Origin of the sequence: Dorea sp. AM58-8 (assembly GCF_003464045.1) — a bacterium.
Classification (GTDB): domain Bacteria; phylum Bacillota; class Clostridia; order Lachnospirales; family Lachnospiraceae; genus Claveliimonas; species Claveliimonas ammoniilytica.
Genome location: NZ_QSDM01000012.1, coordinates 27109 through 45633 on the forward strand (window position 1 = coordinate 27109; position 18525 = coordinate 45633).

The following is an 18525-nucleotide window of genomic DNA, read 5'->3' on the forward strand; positions in this document are numbered from 1 at the left end:
CCCTTAAAAAGAAAAATACTGTCCCAGCAAAAACAGAGCGAAACATATAGCACAGAGCAGGATCGCAATCATGTCCTGAACATGAAAACCAATCTGACATACGTTAGTCCGTTTGACCGGAGCGCCAAGCCCCCGCGTCAGTGCAGCGGCGGAAAGTTCATCTCCAATTTTCACAACAGACACCATCAGCGGTACAAGACGGTATTCCACCATCAAAAATGGATTTTTCCCTCCAAACCGGATACCCCTCATTTTCATTGCATCACTGATTGCCTGGTATTCTTCGCTGATTGTAGGGAAAAAGCGAAAAATAACAGACAAAGGGATGACGATTTTCTCTGTCAGGTGCATACGTTCCATCGAACCGATAAACTCACTGACTGAGGTGGAGGAAAGCAGCCAGGCCCCCGTCATAATACCAGGGGCAAACCGCGTCATAATGGATGTCATCGCCAAAACCACAAAGGACAGCAGATCGCTTAATGTCGTCAGCGCTATGCGTTCCAGTGCAAAGCAGGCGAGATATAAAAGCAGGTACTTGCCTGCCGTTTTGAAACGGCGTTCCGACAGGATCAGCACAAAGGGGATTAGGCTTAACACAGGTTTTACAAAATTCATAATCCCTTCGTTGCTGGTGCTGAACATCAATGTAGTAACCGTCAACAGCAAAATCAACTTCGTACGCGGGTCGAGCCGGATTCCTTTCCTTTTGTCCGTTGTGGCGGAAAAGGATACCCCCTCCATTATGCGATGCCCGCTTTCGCAAAATGTTTTTTCAGAAGCGTTTTTCCAAGCAGTCCGCCCAAAATGGCAAAGACAAAAATCCCGGCAACCACAAGGATAATGCTCCACATCGGCATAACCGCCATTACCCGATCGGCATATTTTTCCCCGAAGCTGGCGGCAAAGCTTGCCCAGGAGTCCTCGACCATAAAATACATCGGAATATATGTACCTACCATCCACAGGCTAAATACAGCATAACCAAGGATGCTTTTCTTTGCGCTTTTATAGTCGCCGGATTTCAAAATGAGATCCCCAAGCAGGCCGAAAATCAGTCCCATAGGAACACCCCAAAACCCCATGCCGGTAAGTCCCATCAGCAGACCGCTCAAAACACCCATGATTGTAACCATGCCAAATTTCTTAACCCTTGTGAGGAACAGCATGAAAGGGATACCGGTAATCAGCGACCACAGGCTTCCGAGAACAGGAAGAAAGATCGGGACAAACCCAATCGGAATGGCGACACAGCAGCCAATGACAAAGTAAAGAACCGTGAACAGACCAAGGTTAATGAGGTCTTTTGCTTGTAACTTGTTATTCATGATGAATACCTCCACATTCATTTTTCAGTTAGCATCTTCTAACCTTTTTTATAGAATAGCATAGTACCGGCTGATTCTCTACAACCAATCATCTTTTTAGCTCCAAACAGCACCGAGTTTTTCTGTTGACTGACTTTGACTGTGATCTTATAATAGAAGTGCAAGGCTCAAACAGAGCGGTTAACAGACCAAATGACAGGAGTTAGAAAATGAAGATAGATGAAATTATCAAGAAAAGCATTGAAATTCCAGGTATATCTATAAAACGAGGCGAATTTAGCGCAGAACTCATTCTAAAGGAGAGAGACGGGAAAGGTTCCATGACTTTTTTCCCTCTGTTCCCAGGAGTTACATTGGCTTATATTTTTGTGAACTCTCCTGCCTGGACAGCCCCAGACTTTCACGATAATGGCTCCATGGAAACAGGACCATTACTCTTAAATTACTGTGTAACAGGGCGATGCGAACTCATCCTGAATAACGGGAACTTTGTGTATGTGAAAGATGGGGAGATATCCTTAACCGAACGATTCGCCAGACAGCAATACGTTTATCCCCGCCGAATCTATGAAGGAATTGAGTTTTTTGTGGATATGGATACCGTAAATGCTCAAAGCTCCTGGGTAGAGGCTGAATTTGATATTGATTTCCACAGACTCAGAGATCTTTACTGCCCGGATGGGGGTACTTATATTGCGTCGGTTACGACTGAGATAGAAGAAGTCTTAAAAAAGCTGTGGTCATTACTGGATATTTCTGTTCCGCTGGCAATCCCACAAATGAAAATCTATACCCTTGCCCTGTTTTCACTGCTTCAAAATCTGAAAGAAATACCACCTTCCCAATCCTGCACATTCTTCACAGAAACACAGGTAGACATTGCAAAACGTGTGGAAAAAATCATCACTTCTGATCTGCGCCAACACCATCCTGCGTGGGAACTGGCTGCACAGTTTTCCGTCAGTGAAACCAGCCTGAAGAACTACTTTCGCGGAGTTTATGGTCAAAATATATCAATTTATTTACGTGAAATTCGTATGCAACGAGCTGCTGAATTACTCACTACTACAAACTTATCTGTATCGGAAATTGCAGAACAAGTTGGTTATTTGAATCAAAGCAAGTTTTCTTCGGCATTTAAGAAGCAGTTCAACGCTTCGCCATTAGAATTTAAGCGCCGCAAAAATTTAGAGAGAAATACTTCCAACTGACGGGTTCTAACATTTTTCACAATAAATATTTTTATTAGAAACTCATGACAAATGAAGTCAGAGTCATTTCTTATATTATAGGAAGTGACTCTGATTATTATAATTTATAAAAGTACCTATAAATTTTGCATAAGCTTTAATCAATTATTCCTTCTTCAATAGTTTCTTCTTTCCATTGCTCTTTATTCTTAATATACGCATAATATTTATATATAAGTTCATATGTCATGGGTTTAATTTCTAGATTCATTTTTTTTAATTCAGAGCGTAAGTTTTCTGTTGAAAATTCTATCTGTCTTTCTTGTTTCCAATATTTATCATCAAAAAAATCAAGAAATAACGTTATAGGCAAATCATCTCTATTATTCGCAATTTCTATCCATTCGTTTTTTTCTAAAGGTTGCAAGCAAATCCCTATCCTATCTACAATATCTACAGCATCTTGAAAGCTAATCTCTTTCGTATTTATAACATGATATGTCTTGCCATATTGATCTTCTATTTGGGATATTCCTACCACAATTTTCGCGACATCATCTATCGCAATCGGCGCTATGCTTCCTTTAATATCAGGATATACTCCTAGAATTAAACAACTTTTTATTATTCTAAAAATAAAGTCTCCATCATTACATACTCCTGTTTCCGAATCCCCAACAACATGCCCCAATCTGTAAACCATTACAGGGATTCCACATTCTTTTGCTTTCCATATCAGTCCCTCTGCAACCCATTTACTTTGTGTATAACCAATAGGTAAAATACCCGGATCAGAAATATCATCATTTTCCATAATTATATTATCGTTTGTTCTAAATTTTGAAAAAATTGATATTGTGGAAATATAAAATATTGCTTTTATTTTCTTATATCCTGCAAACCGTATTATTTCTTTTGTTCCATTTACATTTATATTCTTTAATTCATAGTAATCGCTCAAAAAATGTACCTTTGCTCCATTATGATAAATACAATCAACTTTTTCAGCTAATTTCTCATAAACATCCATGTCCATTCCCAGATTAGGTTCTCCCAAATCGCCTAAAACGATATGAACTCTTGCTTCTTCATAAAGTGACATATTAATTTTATTTAATACTCCTTCTAATCTGTCCTGTGCAGCTTCCATTGATTTCGCCCTTATCAAGCAATATATTTCCATATTAGTTTGCCTTAATATTTCTTTCAACAGATAGTTTCCTAAATTTCCTGTTGCTCCCGTCAATAGACATACTTCTTTTTTTATTGGCACACTCTTTCCTTTTAAATCTATATCCAATTTTACTTCCATCTCTAATTCTTTTGATGTCAACCCTGCTTTTAAGCAACCATTTAAAATTTCATATATGGCATTACTTAGTTTTTCTACTGTAGGATAAGAAAAAATATATGAAAATGGTATATCTATGGAATTATCAAATAATTTTTTTATTTCCCCAACTATCCGAATTGCATTTAAACTATTTCCTCCTATCAGAAAATAATTTTCATTTATTTTCAAATCCTTTCCCAGTTCTTCGCTCCATATTTTTTTTATTTCATCTTGTAATTCATATACAGTATACTTGTTTTTTCTCATATGGCTTTTATTGTTTCTCCTACTATTATCATTATATGTTCTACATAAATAATCCTTAATTTAAAGCCCCTTAATACAAATTGGCGGAAATTTATCGGGATAAATATCATGTGTAGGTCCTATACATGTGCCAATATCATTCCATAACTTACATAAATTCAATTGGTATTGTATAAACTGTCGATCACATTTTTCTTTAATTATAGTAATAAATTCATCAAAGGCATTGGCTATTCCCTCCGGCCATATATTCTCATATATGTCTTGATATGTGTATTGAAGGCATTCTTCGTTTAACACTTCACTTACTTTTTGTTTTGAATACTCATTGTCTCCAAACAGCTCTAGTATATTATCTTTCTTAGGGATAAAATATCGCGGTTCCCACAGTACAGCTCCTATGGAATTATCCATAACTAATTGACCGCTTTTTGTAAAAACTACGATTCTATGAAATAATAATGCATAATTGTCTGAGTCTTGCGAAACCATTCTATTTTCAACTTTCAATATCAACGGAATTTCGTTTATGCTCCCTTCCAGTATTGTTAATATTCCATTTTTTTCTCCTGTCTTATATACTTTACATGGTGTAATCCCTCCCAACATTTTCCCTATAATGTCCAAAAGAGGATACAATACTTGTATACTACATTCTGCTTCTACTAAAATCGGATCCGCTAAATGAAGAATTTTATTTGCATATCTAATAGCTGCCATACCAGACGGTAGCTTTGAATAAAAATTATTAATATAATAATGGCATTTATTCGCTATTGCTATTGCATACAATTCCTTCGCATCTGTAAAATGAACTGGTTGCTCTTGAATCACGTTTATTCCTTTTTTTAAACACTCTTTAGCAATTTCCGTTCCTTTTCCACCAGTAATAGATGATTTTACAGCCACACATACAATATCTACTTCACTGCTACTTATTTGTGAAACATTTGTATATAATGGAACGCCATTACTTTCTGCACACTTTCTAGATTGTTGACTCCCTTTTGATAATATCCCAACCAACTTACATTTTGTAGTTTTTCTTGTGATACCTTCTATATATATTCTTCCAAAGTTTGTCCCACAAACTATAACCCGATAAAATTTATTTTCCATATTTAATTTCATCCTATCTACTTTGTTTAATATAATTCATAATCTTAATCAAAGAGAATAAAGTAAACATCTATAGTTGTATTTACTTTATTCTCTTTTTTGTTTATTTTATTAACTTGGCCGCTTCACGCACATATGGTTCTTTAAGACAGCTAATATGTTCCCCTGGAATATAATCTACAGTTAATTGTCCTAACACAATGTTTTCCCACAAACTTTTATTGGTAATATTTCTAACAGGGAAAAAATGCTTCGTATCATCTTCCACAAACATTGCTTGTACATCTCCTACATATACCGAAGGTTCATAGTGCATGATTCCTTTGAAACTGTGTCGAAACAGAAGAAACAACATTTTAAACATACTTACATTATCCGCATCAATTTTCTCATCACCAGAAACATTCTCATATATTTTTTTTAGCCTTTCTTCTTGTGATAATTTATTTAATTTTCTAAAACTCATGCCCAAAATTTCATATTCTCCATGTAATGCACATAGATCTCCTATCGATATACCTTTATCCCCATTTTCCTCTTTGTATGTCTCTAGTGCTTTTTGTAGCAAATCATTACTCCCCAAATATCCGGCTTTTTCTATATCCGCTCCTATAGACAGTCCAAATGCCCTTTCAAGAAGCAGTTCATTATCATAATTATGACCGCACAGACTTGAGCTGATTGTAATTACTCTGCTTACATTTTTCCCTTTCTCAACCAGAATTCTTGCCGTTTCCAAAGCCAACCATCCGCCAACACAATAACCAATTAAAATATACTCTTCTGCTGGATGCTCTTCTAAAATGTCTGCATATACTTTCGCAGTTTCGATGATCAAACTATCCGTATCTCTCTCCAAATATTTATCAAAACTCCCAAAATTGAAGCCACATAGCAGATCACAAGGAGCACTGATATTTGCTAAATATGGAAGAAGTTCTTTATAGGAACTTAATGTTCCTGTTCCAGCATGAAAAAGTACTCTTGCCTTTTTACAATCTCCTTCCGCATCTTTGAACGTAATAAATGGAGAAATTTCTGGGACATTCTCCTTTTTTTCACTTTTTGTCACAAAATTATTTTGTAATTTTTCGGCAATTCCTCTTATAGTTGCATTTTTCATCATCTCCATCATTAAAGCATCCCATTTCCAGTTTTTTGCTTCCGGTAAGTTTTGAATCATTTTACTAATCGCTTGTGCAATGAGTAATGAATCACCACCTATCGAATAGAAATCATCATTTCGTCCTATGTTCTGACAACCGATAACTTCACACCATATTCTCTCAATTCGCTTTTCCAAGTCATCAATGCATTCTTCTTTTTTCTCTGTTTGATTAGAATTGTTTTTTTGTAAATACAATTTTTTCCTATCAATTTTGCCATTATTAGTCATTGGTAACTCTCTTAACTGAACTATTCTATTCGGAATCATATATGTAGGAATTTTCCCTTTTAAATATTCTTTTATTTCTCTTATATTTAATTCACTTTCCGACGAAAATTGAATTCCCATCAATACTTGTCCAGCAGGATATAAAATGTCGTTTTTTTCAGGATATGACATAAAAATATTACCCTCCATAGTTTTGATAATGCGTTGCCACTCATCAAAATTTATAAATATACTTTCACTTATTTTACGCCCATCCTCATATTTAACAGCCGCTTCTGCGAACTCAAACTCCACAGATGTCATCAGTGCATATCTTTTTCTTACTTCTTCTATAATAAATAAACTACCTTCATTATGAAGCATTTCTTTTAGATTATTGAGACTTTTTTTAATATCAACAGCATTATGCAAAACATTTCCACATAATATAATATCAAATTTCTCATTTTCAAATCCTTGTTCCCAATTCGATTTATTAATATCATAGATTTTGTATCGAATCCAATCATTATATTGTGAAAAAATCACTTTTGCCTTATTGAAAAAGAAATTAGATATATCTGTAAAATAATATTCTACATTACATGACTGTATTTTACTTAATAATTCTATGCTACTACCTCCAACTCCAGCTCCAACCTCCAAAATTCTTATTTTCTTTTTCTTTTGCTGTTTTATAATCTCTAATACTTCGTTGTGAAGTATTCTGTTAATAGATCTATTAACAATATTATCTTTATATGCAGCATATGCTATATCAAAATTTCCTTGAGGGAACAACAACTCATTCGGATGCATTACTCCTGTAATTAACTCTTTGAGATGCATGGAGGACTCATGTATATACTCCATCAATACGTCACTATATTGAATCTTCTTATCTACTAATTTCCACTCTTCCTCTGCTTTTTCTGCAATATTAGTACTATATATCTCTTCAATATAAAATCCTTCTTTATCCAAATGAAGATATTTGTTTTCTTTTAAAGCCATCAACCATCGCATAAGTAGCTGCTCATATTTCGGTATTACATTTAAAATACCTTTAATTTGTTCGAAGGAGTATCGCTTTTCAACATCCTCAAATACTTTTTCATTTACCAAAAAGCGTAAGATATACATCAAGGCTGTTTTATCTGCTTTTTCAATCCATTCTTGAAATTCCTTTCTTGTAAATTGAAATTTAAATTCTTTCTCCTCATCAATTATTTTTTTCTCTATTACCTTTTTTTCTTGCTTGCCTTTATTTCCTAGAATGTAAGCAGTTAAACTACCCTCATTACTTTTTACAACTACTGCATTTTCTATTCCCGGGTATCTCTTTAATGCATTTTCTATTTCGCCTAACTCCACTCTGTATCCATTAATTTTTACTTGTGTATCTTTTCTTCCTACAAATTCAATTACCCCATCTTCCCTATATAAACCCAAATCACCCGTTTTATATACTCTTTCCTCAATTTCAGTAATAAATTGAAATTTTTGATCTGAGAGAGTTACATCATTCATATATCCTTTCGCAAGACTCTTTCCAGCTATACAAATCTCTCCTATAACATAATCAAGGCAAGGCAAATTCTTTTCATTCAAAATATAAAATCTTTGATTAGATAAAGGAATTCCATAAGGTATATTTTTATCCGTACTTTTTACTCTATCCGTTGGATAATATATGGACCAAATGCCCCCTTCCGTAGCTCCGCCCAAACTAATACATTGAACATTTGGCATTTTTTGATGAATTTTTTCAACTAATTTAACTGGAATCCAATCCCCTGATAGCAAAATTAAGCGCAATGTATCCAGCTTGTACTCGGTAGTCTGTAAATAAGCCATATACATTTCCATTTGCGCCGGAACCAAATTAAGCACTGTTACACCATGTTCCTGACATAGTTTAAACCAAAAGGAAACTTTTTCCTTTTCTGTTTCTGATGGTAAAATCAATGTTGCCCCAACAAAAAATGTCGCAAAAATATCAAATACAGATAAATCAAAGTATAAATTTGAAATTCCGAATATTCTATCTTTCTCTGAAATATTAAATTTCTTGCACATATCCATAATTGTATTCATCGCTGCGGCATGACTCATCTCTACTCCTTTTGGAATTCCTGTACTTCCAGATGTAAAAATACAGTATGCCGTTGACTGTGGATCAATATACTTATATTTTATATCCCATACGTTGTTAAGCATTTCCGCATTTAGCAATATACTTTTTTCATCTTTCCAGCATGTTTGTTCATCACATATATTCAATTTTATATTAGCTTGAATCATTATTTGTTGTATCCGTTCAGCTGGTTGCGTAATATCAATTGGCACATATACTGCTCCAACTGACATTACCGCAACCACTGACGCAACTTGCCATACACCTTTTTCAAGCAAAATGCCTATTTTATCCTCTTCCTCTACATTTTTTTCTATTAATCGCTGTTGAATTGCACTTACATATTTTAGAAGATCGCTATATGAATATTTCTCTTTCTGATAAATAAGCGCAGTATTATAAGGTGTATTCCTACATCTCGTAAAAAAACCATCAACTAAAGATTTCTCATCAAAAGGGGTATTGGTATCATTAACTCTTGCCCGTATTTCTTTTGTTCTATCGCTTATCCCTACTTCTAAATTTTTTTCAAAAAAATCCTCGTCGCTTATGCTTTTATTAATTAGCTGGATGAATGATGCAAACATTTCATCAATTAATCCTTTTGGAAATACCCCATCTCTTATATCCCAATTAATCAATATTCCATTTATTTGTTTACTGATTTGGCAATCTATAATAACCTGAGGCGTTTCACTTATTTTATATAATAATTGTCTCTTACTTAATGTGCTGTCTTCACTTTCGCCCCCTATTGTACTTGTAAAAACATACGGGAAAAGATTTTCTTTTCCTTTTCTTTTTAGTTCCCGCAAAACTGCTATTCCAGTAAAGCTATCATGTGCTAAATTTTCAAATAAATTGCTTTGTACCTTCTCTACTTGTGCGTTTACTTTTCCCTCAAACGTTCCATCGAATTCAAATAACGATGTTGTTGTAAAATCCCCTACTATTCTCTGAATATCCTCATGAATACTTGGTCGTTGTAGGGTTGTAATATTAACTGTAAATTGACCATTTCTTGACCAATTGTTTAATGTTGCACAATACAAATACAAAAGCAATGCTGTCGGAGTAAAATTTAATTTCTCACATTTACTCACCAAATATTGCCACTTTTTAGGATCAACTGTATATTCTTTACATATGAAAGTTCCTTTCCTTATAATCTCCGGTTCCTCTCTTGTATACAGCTCCGGTTTTCCAGGAAAAACATCAACCTTATTCAGCCAATATTTTTCATCCTCATAATATTTGATTAAAAAATTTATATCCTCTTTCTGATTCTGATTATATATTATATAATCTCTGAAATTCAGTGTTAGCTTTTCCATTTTTTGATTATTGTACAATTTCTCCAAATCACTAATAATCAAATCTATACTAACAAAATCTCCAATTAACATATCCAATGACAAGCATAAAATGCTCGCATTGTCATGGATGAACAGACATAAATCAAACAAAATATCCTTCTCTGGATCATATTGTTTAAATTGCATTTCTTCCCTCTTGGCAAGTATTTTATGTTTTATTTTTTCTTTCTCCCAGCCTCTTATATCGTAAATTTGGACAGGTGCATTAAATATGTATGGTAAAAATCTTTGCTCGCCTTCTTTCGAAAATTGAACTCTTAGCATTTCATGTCTTTCAATAAGTTTTTTTACAGCATCTCGAAAAATAATCTCATCTGTAAATTCAGTTAAAAACTCAGCATAAACTTTACAACCTATTCCACCATAAAGATACCCCTGATTTCTTCCAAGCAGATATGCTGTCTGAATATCTGTAAGCGGAAATGGCTTGTATTTTTGATCTTCGCTAGATTGAATTTTTTTTCTCTCTTTTCTGTTTAAGTATTCTATAATTGCGTCTTTATTTACTTTTATATTTTGTTTTAGTTTTTCATCGAAAACGCCGACTGGACTTCTAAAATGCAATTTCCCATTTTCAATCCATAATTGTATTTTTCTTTTAGCGCATTCTTCAATAATACTTTTTAGTTCCATCTTTTCACCCTGCCTTAATAATTTTCAAACACAATAAATTTTATCTACCCTTCCGATTTCCAAATTATTTTGCAATTATCTTTTATAATATTCCTTCATTATAGTCCTCCGTCTTTTCTATAATTCTCTTTGCCAATTTTCTTACACTCGCATTTTCATACAAATCTTTTATCGTTATTACGATATTATATTTTTCATTTATCTTCCTTATTAGTTTCAATGCATTTAATGAATCTCCTCCAATAGAGAAAAATTCTTTATCAACACTTACGCGAATCCTCAGGATATTTTCATACTCGTCTAAAAGTCCCCTTTCCAAAGGAGTTGTTATTTCTGTTTTTTCCTTATTATTTTCTTCCTCGTATTGATACTCTTCTGCCAATTTTTTTCTATTTATCTTGCCATTATCTGTAAGTGGAAACTCATTTATATTAAAAATCCGCTTTGGTATCTCATATTTAGGAATTGTCGATTCTAATTTTTTCTTAATTATTTTTTCATCGTAATAAAGTTTTCCTTCTACTATTCCAATTATTACAATTCCATTGTTCCTTTTAATAGGAATTACCACAGACCTATTTTCTGGGAAAATATCGGATACAGCAGCTTCAATTTCGCCCAACTCTACCCTGTACCCATTGATTTTCACCTGATTATCCAGTCTTCCAAGGAATTCAATATTACCGTCATTCCAGTACCGTCCCATATCCCCGGTACAATACAGTCGTCCTCCATTTCTATCTAAAACAACAAATTTTTCCTCTGTTTTTTCTTTATCGTTTAAATATCCCTGTGCAACACCGTCTCCGGCAATATAAAGCGTCCCTGGTACCCAGTCCGGACAATCTTCCATATTCTGATCCAGAATATAATACTTCTGGTTTGCAAGTGGTTTTCCATACGGAATACTCTTCCAATCTTCCGGCACAACCTCTGGAATCTCGAAATGATTAGACCAGATACTGCCTTCTGTTGCTCCTCCAAGAGCAACAATCTCAACATTCTGGAACAGATTACGAATTCTCCCTGGAAGTGAAACAGGAACCCAGTCGCCACTCATCATTATCAACCGCAGCGATTGTGAAGTTACCTGCCTTTGATATTCCTCATATTCTGCCAGCATTTCTACAAAAGCTGGCACGCTGTTCCATACGGTAATATTCTCATGATTCAACCAGTGAATCCAATGCGCTGGATCTTTTCCATATTCCGGATCCGGAAGAACCAATTTCCCACCTGCGCCTAAAACGCCAAAAACATCATAAACAGACAGGTCAAAATGAAGATTGGAGATTCCAAACGCCGTATCCTGTTCTGTAATCTGATAGCGTGCATTGATATCCAGTATTGTATTCACTGCATTATGGTGAGTAATCATTACTCCTTTCGGCATCCCGGTTGTTCCCGACGTATAGATTACATACGCAAGGTCTCCCGCCTTATTCTCCTGTGCTTTGTATTCAGAATCGGTTTTTAATCCAGACACAGAAATACAATCCCACTCGTGCAGCCATTCGGTATCCTGATCATACGCCTGATTCTGCACAAGAATGATTCTTGTTCCACTGTCACGGAGAATCTTTTCAACTCGTTCTCTCGGATTATGGATATCTATCGGAAGATATGCGGCTCCGGCAAACAGGATTCCATAAACAGCAACTACCTGCTCCCACCCTTTTTCCATAAATACAGCTACCGTCTCTTCTTTTTTTATTCCCATGCTCTTCAACTGCCCGGAAATGTAAAACGCCTCTTCTTTTATCTCCCGATAAGTCATCCGTCTGCTGCACGTTACCAGCGCCTCCTTATCCGGAAATTTGTCTGCCGCCTCCAAGAATAATCCATCCAACGTTTTCTCTTCAAATTCAGCCGCCGTTTCATTCGCCTGACGCCGTTTTTCTGAAATTTCCGCTGTTACCAGACTTGCCGTTTTTTCCTGCATGATCTCCGGATGAACTGCTAGCGTATGAAGCAGGCCGGTATATGCCCGGAACATCTCATCCAGCATTCCCGGATAAAATAATTCGTCCACGGAATCCCAAAACAGGCATAAACAGCCATCCATTTCAACCACCTGATGATCCAGCCACACCTGCGGCGTCTGTGAAATGTTATAGTTCAGTTTTCCAAGCCACTTTCCTTCATTCCACTGCTCCACGCCAAGGCCACTGGTAAACACTACCGGCATAATAGCGCCCCGCATATTTCCAGTCTTTTTCTTTAATTCGCGCTCCAGTTCAACCGCGCCATAAGCTGTATGCTCCAGATCTTCTGTAAGCTGCTTCTGAATTGCCTTTGTCCTTTCCGCAAAATTATTCCCTGCATTCTTTATCTCCAGCAATGTCAGTGTTGTAAAATCTCCAACCAGATTGTTCACTTCCGGATGCAATTGTTTCCGGTCAAACTGCGTCAGATTAAGTGTAAAATCCTTATTACTGCTCCACAAGCGGAGAGTCTCCGCATAAGCACTCATCAAAAGAACAGAAGGCGTTACCTCCAGTCTTCCCGCCGCGTCTTTTACAGACTGCCATTCTTTCTGTGACAGTTTTGCGCTCCGGCGACAGAAACGCTGCTCTGTAATCTGGCTTTCGTTCTTTGCAAGCGGCAGATCCGGTGCGTCCGCAAAAGTCTCCACCCGGTCTTCCCAATATTTTTTATCTTTCTCATAAGCAGAGGTAGACTTTATCTGCTCCAGTCCCAGCACGTAATCCCGGAAAGACAAAGTAATCGGCATTTCCGCTTTTCCATTTCGATATACTTCTGCCCACTCATTTAAGAGATGGAACATACTCCAGCCATCAAAGATAATATTGTCAAAACTGATATGGATTCTATGCTTCTGGTCCTCTATTTTAGTGATTCGCACATCAAACAGAGGCCATTCATCTGTCTGAATTACCTGATGAGACATCTCTGCCCGTTTTTCATCCAATGCCTTTTCTTTTTCTGTCACTTCCAATTGTCGGATATCCGTCACGTCAATATGATACTGGGGAGTATTCTCCAGTATGCGCTGCATACCATCCGGCTGGATAATAACACGCATCATCCCATGCCTCTGTATCAACAGATTCCATGCCGTCTCTGCGCACTCAGTATCAAGGCCGTCTGCATCCAGTTCAAAATAACAGTGCGTTGCAACATTCCCCAATTCATACAATCCGCTTCTGCCAAGCCAGTAAGCATACTGCACATCGGTTAATGGGAACGGATGATATGCTTCCTCCAGATTCGGTTTGATCTGCAGTGTATCTTCTTCTTTCTGTTCGGACTGTTCAATAGCTTTTGCCAGAGATTTTACGGTCAGATTTTCAAAAATCGTGCTGATCGTTATTTTGCAGCCGAAGGTTTTCTGTACTTCCGAGATCAACCTTGTGGCAATCAGCGAGTCTCCCCCAAGGCTAAAATAATTATCTTCAATTCCGATATTTTCATATCCAAATAATTGTTTCCAGATATCTAAAAGCTTTTCTTCTGTTTCTGTCGTTGCCTTTGAAAATCGGATAACCGCAGTTTCTTCTTTAAAATCTTCCCGCAATTGCTTCCTGTTAATCTTCCCATTGGACAATGTTGGGAGCTGCTCCATGAAATGATAATTCTGTGGAAGCATATACTCCGGCAGTTTTTCTGACAGATATTCCCTTAGTGCTCCATTATGATAGGACAGGACAGACGCCTGCTGTCTGCTGCAGCATATACATCTTCCATATCTCTCTGTCACAGCACAGTCTTCGCCCAATCCTGCCTCTGATAAACATTCTCTCCACAGCAGGCAATCCGGGGTAACCAGCCCTGCTTCTTTTCTCTTGTCCCGAATATCCGCAAAACCATTTTCCAAAAAAGCCGCTGTAAGTTCCTGAAGGTATGTCCTTACCACAAGGTCAGTCATCAGCAATATTCCGTTTGGCTTCAGTAATTCCGCTACTTTCTTTACCGCATCCGCAGCATCAATATTTCTATGTAAAGCATTTACCGATATCACAACGTCATAACTATGCAAGGACATCTGCTGCTTATCCATGCCTTCTTCCAGATTCAGCATCTCAAACTCGACTCTCTCATATCCCGCAAGTTCTTTCTCTGCTTCCTGCAGAAAATATTTTGAAGAATCCGCATAAGTATAAGCCACGCTTACATCTTCCAGTGCATTCAAAAACTGTCTTGTAATTGCAGTGTCCCTTGTACCAATTTCTATAATCTGGAGTGGCTCTTTTCTGCGTTCTTCTGCCAGAAGCCTTAATCCCTGCACCAGTCTTTCCACTGTTTCCTCGCAGCCCGGAATCCTCCGAAGCAGCATATTCGGAGCCAAAGCCGGCTCTTTCTGGTAGAATACGTCCAGCGGAACTTCATTCCCAGTAACCATATGCTTCAGATACGGCTTCAGTTTATTAAAATACGTTTCCGTATCTCCAGCTTTTTCCGGTACAGCCACTTCCTTCCCGGTACGCGATAGTCTGCCGTCCTCTTCTCTCAGGATTCCTTCCTTCTTTAAAATTTCCAACCATCTTGCCACAGTATTCTTCTGTGTTTCCGTAATGCTCCCTTTTTCAAAAATTTCCTTCTGCGAAAGAACTTCCTTCTCTGATACAAAAATGCCTAACTCTATGAGTGTCTCCAGCATAAGCTGTACACATCTCTGGTCTGCATAGCAAGGAAATTTTTGTATGCTGTCTTCCGTTCCTGCTGCATCTGCCAATTGCTGACATCATCCTTCAGTTCTTTCCAGCCCCCGCCAAAGATATCTGTGCCGTACAAATACGTTGTAACTTTAGAATCTTCCTGTATCGGCGCTCCGATATAAGCAGCCAGCGTTTTATTGCCATGACCATCACTAACTGTATCAACAACTGCATGAGCCACACCCGGAAACTCCTGAATCACATGTTCAATTTCTCCCAATTCAATCCTGTGTCCGCGAATCTTTACCTGATGGTCTTTTCTTCCCAAAAATTCAATTGTCTCATCATCCCAGATTCTTCCGAGATCGCCGGTCCGATACCATCTTCCATACTGATCTGTGATAAATTTCTGCCCCGTAAGCGCAGAATCTCCCCTATATCCTTTTGCTACACCAAAACCGCCAATCCAGAGTTCGCCTTCTGCCCAGTAAGGGCAATCCCTTCCATACTCATCCACAACACGATATGCCTGATATCTGAGTGGCTTTCCATAAGGAATAGATTTCCAGTTTTTCGGCATCGGCAGGGTAACATTCTGATAATTGGACCAGATACTTGCCTCTGTAGCTCCTCCCATAGCGACAAACTGGCAATCCTCTGTCCATGCCGCAACCCTCTGCGGGAGATCCATCCCAATCCAATCTCCGGAAAGCATAACCGCCCTGATCGGCAGTTTCTGTTTCATGGATTCCGCCCGTATCAAAAGCATATCCAGAAGCACCGGCACTGAATTCCAAACGGTAATCTGATATTTCAACACTTGTTCCAGCCAGTAATCCGCATTCCTTCTCTCCTGCTCTGGAAGCAATACCAATGTTCCTCCTGCGCCTAAAATTCCAAAAACATCATATACCGACAGGTCAAAATCCATAGCTGATACAGCCAGCGCCCGATCTGCACTTGTCACATGGTACTTTTCATTAATATCCTGAACCGTATTCCATGCGCTTTCATGCGCAATCTCTACACCCTTCGGAACACCTGTAGAGCCTGACGTCATGATGATATAGGCGCTGTCCTTCGGCGACACCTCTGGCAGTCTCACATTTTCCTGTCCCTCTTCCATACCTTCCATCACAAGGATTTCCGTACCTTCCGGCCAGTCCAGTTTTTCGGATAATTCCCGATTCGTGACCACATAGCGGACTCCCGTCTTCTCATGGATTAACGCTCTCCGATCTTTAGGCTGGCTTAAGCTGACCGGAAGGTATGAATTTCCGGAAAGCAAAATTCCTAGTGCCGCCTCGATCTGTTCTATCCCGCGCGGCAGGGTAAGTGCAACCGGGACTCCCTTAATATCCTTTTCTGAAATCCCTGCCGCCACTGCTGTCGCCCGTGCTTTTAATTCCCCATAGGAAACCGATTTTCCGCTTCCCGCATCAATAAGCGCAATATCTTCCGGGCAAACTTCCGCATGGTTCATAACAGCCCAATGCAGGCATTCCACACGCTCCGGTACTCCTGTACGCGCTGTATCTTCAATTTCTCTTTTTCTTTTTTCAGGAAGCACATCAAATCGCTGATTCCAGTCCTTCTTTCCCAATTCATGCAGAAGATTCTCAAAACACTCCAGCATATCCGGGATCATATTCTCCGGGAATAACTTATCCACGCTGTCCCATGTAAGCTGTACGCCATTTTCATCTTCATAACTCTGGAAGTCATTCCACACCTGCGGCGTTTGGGAAATCATATAGGAAAACTGCCCCAGTTCTTTCCGGAACGTATCATTTACCAACGGCGTTCCCAGATTGCAGGCAAAAACAACCGGCGCCACTGCCGATGCGTCTCCATACATCTGTGCAAGATCTCTCTGGACTTGCACGCCGGAATATGCCGTATACTTCATATCCTCATGAAGCTGCTTCTGAATCCTGTCCAACAATTCCGCAAAAGTCGGATTTTCTTCGCAGTTAATCTCCAGCAATAACAGAGTAGTAAAATCTGCTATTACTTCCTCTAACCCCTGCTGCTCTGTTTTCCGGTTAAAAAACGGAATGTTAATAAGGAAACAATGATTCCTGCTCCATCGTTCCAGAACCACCGCATATGCAGTAAGAAGAACCATTGCCGGAGTTGTCTGGTATTTTTTTGCCCGCATTTGCAAATGATCCCATTCTTCCTTTTCGATTCTCACAATCCTGCGGTTGAACACCGTTTTTTCCACTTCTTGCGGACGTTTTGCCAATGGAAGGTCAGGGCCTTTTGGCAAATGCTCTAAACGATTCTTCCAGTATTTTTCTGCGTTTTTCCGTTCCTCCCCTTCTTCCTGTTTCTGCCGTTCTAGATAGGAAGCAAAATTCCACCCTTTTGATTCTTTCGGCAGGTTTTCCCCTCGGTAAGCAGATGCCAAATCCCTCAATAATATCTGCAGACTCTGTACATCAGCAACCAGAAGCGCCATGTCCACATGAAGGCGTGCCTTATTTTCAGGAAAAAGCGTAAGCTCTATTCCTGCTACTTCGCCTTCCTCAATCTTTAACTTCCGATGGGATAAACGTTCTCTGACAGATACTGCCATTGCCTCTGCTTCCTCAGATGACATCCGGGAAAAATCATGAACCTTTATTTTTTCACAATACGGCTTATCCAGGATTTTCTGTGTTCCATCATCCAAAAAGCAGGCGCGCAGCATAGGATGATGATACTGCAGTACATTCCATGCTTTTTCCAGACGCTCCGGTTCTATGTTTTCCCCATCAAACTCCAAATATGCGTGACAGTCTATCCCTCCAAGATACTGTTCTTCATCCCTGCCAACCCAATATGCATACTGTACGTCTGTTAAAGGAAACGGCTGTTTCATATCCTTTTCCGGCGTTATCTTAGATTCTTGCGCCCGTTTTTTGCCCGCTTTTTTCTTCATGCTGCTCTGGATTAACGCCCACCAGCCTTCAAAGGTGGGATTTTCCATCAATGAACCGAAAGAAACCTTAACCCCCTGTTTTCTCCACTGGTTTACCAGACGCATGATCGTCAGGGATGAAAGCCCAAGCTCCAACAGATTTTCGGAATCTCCAAAATCTCTGGCTACCGGCAGTTTTTGTTTGATCTGTTCCTTTATCTCTATATATTCCATGCTACTGTC

Annotated in this window: 8 protein-coding genes; 1 reads left to right on the plus strand and 7 read right to left on the minus strand. The window is 38.3% G+C overall.

Translation table 11 applies throughout. The features are described 5' to 3' along the window. Positions 1-3: 3 nt before the first annotated feature. Together DXA18_RS09870 and DXA18_RS09875 are read right to left on the minus strand one after the other, a co-directional pair. Positions 4-744, minus strand: coding sequence for an energy-coupling factor transporter transmembrane component T (locus tag DXA18_RS09870; RefSeq protein WP_024720764.1), 741 nt, complete (start codon positions 742-744; stop codon positions 4-6). Continuing rightward, positions 744-1328, minus strand: coding sequence for an MptD family putative ECF transporter S component (locus DXA18_RS09875; RefSeq protein WP_024720765.1), 585 nt, complete (start codon positions 1326-1328; stop codon positions 744-746). Before DXA18_RS09875 ends, DXA18_RS09870 begins: the two co-directional genes overlap by 1 nt. Before the next feature lie 209 nt (positions 1329-1537). Here DXA18_RS09875 and DXA18_RS09880 point away from each other — a divergent pair, with 209 nt between their 5' ends. After that, positions 1538-2539, plus strand: a complete 1002-nt coding sequence (locus tag DXA18_RS09880) for a helix-turn-helix domain-containing protein (protein ID WP_024720766.1) — start codon at positions 1538-1540, stop codon at positions 2537-2539. Between the two features lie 136 nt (positions 2540-2675). Here the strand turns inward: DXA18_RS09880 and DXA18_RS09885 are convergent, their stop codons facing one another. From DXA18_RS09885 to DXA18_RS16145, 5 genes are all read right to left on the minus strand, one after another. Next, complete coding sequence (locus tag DXA18_RS09885; protein WP_024720767.1) at positions 2676-4118, minus strand: thioester reductase domain-containing protein; 1443 nt, start codon at positions 4116-4118, stop codon at positions 2676-2678. Positions 4119-4178: 60 nt separating this feature from the next. Beyond that, the gene (locus tag DXA18_RS09890; RefSeq protein ID WP_024720768.1) at positions 4179-5237 is read right to left on the minus strand and encodes a Gfo/Idh/MocA family oxidoreductase; all 1059 of its coding nucleotides are present in this window, start codon (positions 5235-5237) and stop codon (positions 4179-4181) included. Between the two features lie 103 nt (positions 5238-5340). Next, positions 5341-10758, minus strand: coding sequence for a non-ribosomal peptide synthetase (locus DXA18_RS09895; RefSeq protein WP_118383785.1), 5418 nt, complete (start codon positions 10756-10758; stop codon positions 5341-5343). A gap of 82 nt (positions 10759-10840) precedes the next feature. Beyond that, on the minus strand, positions 10841-15454 hold the full coding sequence (locus DXA18_RS16140) for a non-ribosomal peptide synthetase (protein WP_243007089.1): 4614 nt from the start codon (positions 15452-15454) through the stop codon (positions 10841-10843). Next, the gene (locus tag DXA18_RS16145) at positions 15361-18516 is read right to left on the minus strand and encodes a non-ribosomal peptide synthetase (protein WP_243007090.1); all 3156 of its coding nucleotides are present in this window, start codon (positions 18514-18516) and stop codon (positions 15361-15363) included. The genes DXA18_RS16140 and DXA18_RS16145 overlap by 94 nt, the downstream gene beginning before the upstream one ends. Positions 18517-18525: the final 9 nt, after the last annotated feature.

Bases quoted from the DNA above. Each gene is read 5' to 3' on its own strand.
- DXA18_RS09870 (WP_024720764.1), bottom strand. From the start codon at position 744: ATGGAGGGGGTATCCTTTTCCGCCACAACGGACAAAAGGAAAGGAATC.
- DXA18_RS09890 (WP_024720768.1), bottom strand. From the start codon at position 5,237: ATGGAAAATAAATTTTATCGGGTTATAGTTTGTGGGACAAACTTTGGA.
- DXA18_RS09875 (WP_024720765.1), bottom strand. From the start codon at position 1,328: ATGAATAACAAGTTACAAGCAAAAGACCTCATTAACCTTGGTCTGTTC.
- DXA18_RS09885 (WP_024720767.1), bottom strand. From the start codon at position 4,118: ATGAGAAAAAACAAGTATACTGTATATGAATTACAAGATGAAATAAAA.
- DXA18_RS09880 (WP_024720766.1), top strand. From the start codon at position 1,538: ATGAAGATAGATGAAATTATCAAGAAAAGCATTGAAATTCCAGGTATA.
- DXA18_RS09895 (WP_118383785.1), bottom strand. From the start codon at position 10,758: ATGGAACTAAAAAGTATTATTGAAGAATGCGCTAAAAGAAAAATACAA.
- DXA18_RS16145 (WP_243007090.1), bottom strand. From the start codon at position 18,516: ATGGAATATATAGAGATAAAGGAACAGATCAAACAAAAACTGCCGGTA.